At 57.2% G+C, this 3,338-nt stretch carries 2 protein-coding genes and 2 pseudogenes; 1 reads left to right on the top strand and 3 read right to left on the bottom strand.

Annotated elements, in window-relative coordinates:
• Window positions 1-464, bottom strand: a pseudogene (locus tag VMU57_RS09965) (IS5 family transposase); the annotation flags it as partial.
• 326 nt (window positions 465-790) lie between these two features.
• On the opposite strand from VMU57_RS09965, the gene VMU57_RS09960 reads away from it, so the two are divergent.
• Window positions 791-1,393, top strand: a complete 603-nt coding sequence (locus tag VMU57_RS09960; RefSeq protein ID WP_325382948.1) for a TetR/AcrR family transcriptional regulator — start codon at window positions 791-793, stop codon at window positions 1,391-1,393.
• A 117-nt stretch (window positions 1,394-1,510) separates the two neighbouring features.
• Here VMU57_RS09960 and VMU57_RS09955 read toward each other — a convergent pair whose 3' ends face one another.
• Both VMU57_RS09955 and VMU57_RS09950 read right to left on the bottom strand, forming a co-directional pair.
• A complete protein-coding gene (locus tag VMU57_RS09955; RefSeq protein ID WP_325382946.1) occupies window positions 1,511-2,527 on the bottom strand; it encodes a YncE family protein in 1,017 nt (338 codons plus the stop codon).
• Between the two features lie 89 nt (window positions 2,528-2,616).
• Window positions 2,617-3,338 (bottom strand): annotated as a pseudogene (locus VMU57_RS09950) (hypothetical protein); the annotation flags it as partial.

Below are 3,338 nucleotides of genomic sequence, written 5' to 3'. Positions count from 1 at the left end.
GGCCTGGGTGCAGTCATTCACCTGGCCGCCCGTGACGAGAAAGTCCAAGGGCAGGCCCAGTTCATCGGTGAGCAGATGAATCTTGGTCGTCAGACCTCCTCGGGAACGCCCCAGAGCCTTGTCCGCGCCCCCTTTTTGCGGCCCGTGGCCGCCTGCTGATGTGCCCGCACGATGGTCGAATCGATCATCAAATACTGATTCTTCTTGTCGCGTACCAACTCGCCAAAGATGCGCTCCCACACGCCTGAATGAGCCCAGCGCACGAATCGTTTATGTACGCTCTTGTACTTGCCATAGCGTTCCGGAAGATCGCTCCAGCGTGCCCCGCTGCGCAGCACCCACAGCACACCGTTGACGAAGTTGCGGTTGTCTGCAGCTGTGCGGCCCACATGTTCCTTGCGACCGGGAAGAATATCCCGAATTCGCTCCCACTGCGCTTCGCTCAACTCATACCGGCTCGACATACCTCCACTTCACCAGCTATTCACCACGCCGAAAAGTGTATATGTCGATACGGCCTAGGAAGCCGACCGAAAAGGCAACGTGCGCGGTGAGATTCAACTTGCGGAGGGCGGGTGTCATTGCCATTGAAGTCTGCATCCTCGGAGTCCCTGGCTCTGTGGCGCGAGCTTTGCGTTTACGAACAGCAGTAGGAAACTGGACATCTGTTCGATTCTCAGCTTAGGCTTTGAACGGAGTTCAGTGGAAGAACAACGCCGCCGAAGTGTGCGATAGCGGACAAGACGCCCGTCTTTGTCCGGTATCTCTTGCAGAACATCGAGGTAATGCCATGAAGCTCACGCAGAGGCCATCTGAAGAGCAGGTCAGCGATCGGCGTGTTCAAAAGACGCGAAAGCTGCTACACGAAGCGATGATGGCGCTGCTCCACGAAAAGAGATACGACGATATTGCCGTGAAGGAAATCCTGGATCGTGCGAACGTCGGCCGATCGACCTTTTACACGCATTTCCGCGACAAAGACGACCTGCTGGTGAGCGGAATGCTGGACATGCTTCGCTCGATGCGGACGGCAAGAATGCCGCCTTCTACATCAGGAGCAGAGCAACTCGTCTGGTTCAGCCTTCCCATCTTCGAGCACATAGACCGGGAACGACGAGCTGGGAGGCTCTGGATTGGATCTCGTGGACGGGCCATCCTTCACGAACACCTTCGGAAGGTGCTCGTTGAGCTGATCTCCCGTCATATAAAGAGCGGTGTGCCTTCTCGACGAAACACACGGGTCCAAATTCCAGCGGATCTCCTCGTCCAGCACGTCGCGTCCACGTTCGTTCTCGTGTTGAATTGGTGGGTCGAGCGCCGCGGCACGCTGACTCCTACGCAGGTCGATGCGCTCTTTCGCGCGCTGATCCTGCCCTCCCTCGCTGCGAACTGAGGCCACTCAATCTACACGCAGAGAGCGCATTGCGATTTTGCTCCAATGGACCGACGAGACGGCGCCAAGAGGGAACGCGTTCGGAAAATGGCAGCGCGCGCGTGACCGCTATTCGATTCACTGAACGGGCTGCATGATCCTCAACAGCGGATGTCCGTCGACATTCTCCAATGGAAAGTACACAAGGTGCGATTTCGGATCGACCGAGACCGTGTGAGCATGAGGCATATACAACTGCCCAATCTGCCGAAGATCGCGGCCGCTCTCTTCGAATACCGAAACGGCGCCAGATTCCGCTGACACGTAGAGGCGTCCCAATCCCGGATCAAATGCGAGCACGTCCGGATCTTCGCCAACCTGGTGAACAGTGAGAAGCTTCATGGTGTTCAAGTCGAATACTGCCAGCGAGTGATTCTCCTCGCCGGCAATGAACGCGAGCCTATTCGCCTGGTCCAGAGCAATGCCGTGAGGATTCTCAATGCCTGGCAGCTTGTATCGGCCAACAATCTTCATCGCAGCCGGATCGATTGAAACCAGCTCATTCACACCATGAACCGCTATGAGCATGCGGCCTGACCCCGCGTCGTATACAGTGTTACCCGCTCCTCCTCCAAGCGGGATGGAGGTGATAAGTCTATTCGTCTCGGCGTCGACCACTGCATCCACGCCGCCATGTTCATCCGAGATGAAGACTCTTTTGGTTGCTGGCGAGTATGCAAGTCCGTCGGGATAGTTGATCGGGCCGGCGGTGCCGACGATCTTCAGTGTGTTCATGTCCACCGCGACCATCTGGTGATCGCCCGTGGCCGACGCAAAGACGCGATCGATCTCCGGAACTGCAATCACACCGTGCACCCGACTGAACCCGTCGAGGTTGGCAATAACCTGGCGCTTTTGTGTATCGAAGACCACCAGCTGATTTGCATTCATGTGAGAGATGTACAGTCGGCCGTGTTCCACATCGAGGCATTGGTAGTCAAAGCGAACCGCGGGTCCAGGCATGGGAATATCCGCAACCGTCGACAGCACTGCCTTGCTCGCTCCATTTTGTGAATGGGCGATACCCACACTCAGGAGCAACAGCACGGTCACAATTCCATAGGTCCATTTCGTGGTGCCAATAGGTTTGTTCATCAGGGTCGCTTCTCCATCTGTGAATCGATTGTGTCAAACACCGGCGTCGGAACTCGGCGGCTGGTGCCTGCGTTACCACGAGCAGAAATTCAAAAGCTCAGTGAGAGGCCTGCGTTCAACAGCCGGTTGGCAACAGGATTGCCGACCTGTGCCGAATAAACACCGCTGGCGAGAGCGATCGACTGGCCAAAGAGCGGAGAGCCGAGGATGCCGATTGGCGTGGCAAGGTTGACGTTGTTCAGCGCATTGAGAGCGGAAATGCTCAGCGTGAGTGCGTAACGGCGGTTTGTTGTCCCGCCAAGGCTTGTGCCTCCGCCGCTGCTCAGGCCGCGCCCGCCAAGACCTCGATCCCGCCCCCCCTCTGTTGTTGGTGCGGAACCTTCTCCGCCATGCTTCTCACCGACCTTAGGACCAAATCCAAGGGTGCGGCTGAGCCGCACGTTCAACATGAAATTATTCGGCCCCGTCTCTGTGTTGGGACGGATGGGGGTATCGTTTGGCCCCGGAGCGGTATTAAAAGAGCCGTACTTTGTTACTACCACGTTGGCAGGGGGTGTTGAGGGGGTTGCCAGCGAGGGCCGGGCGTCGTAAACACCGGTTCCGTAAATATCCTGCGGAAGCTGAATGCTGAACGGCTGCCCGGAACTCGCGATGAGCATTGGACTGAGACGGAAGGCGAATGGCGCGGCAAAGCTGCCGCCAATGACGACGCGATGGCGAATATCGAAGCTGGTGCGCCCATAGTCCTGGGAAAGATTCCAGGGATTGGTCTGGAAACTGAATTCTCCGGCAGGGCTGCTCTGCAAGTTCA

The sequence above is a fragment of the Edaphobacter sp. genome, assembly GCF_035532915.1.
Lineage (GTDB): Bacteria > Acidobacteriota > Terriglobia > Terriglobales > Acidobacteriaceae > Edaphobacter.
Note: the sequence above shows the minus strand (reverse complement) of the source record. Positions and strands in the feature narration are given on the sequence as shown.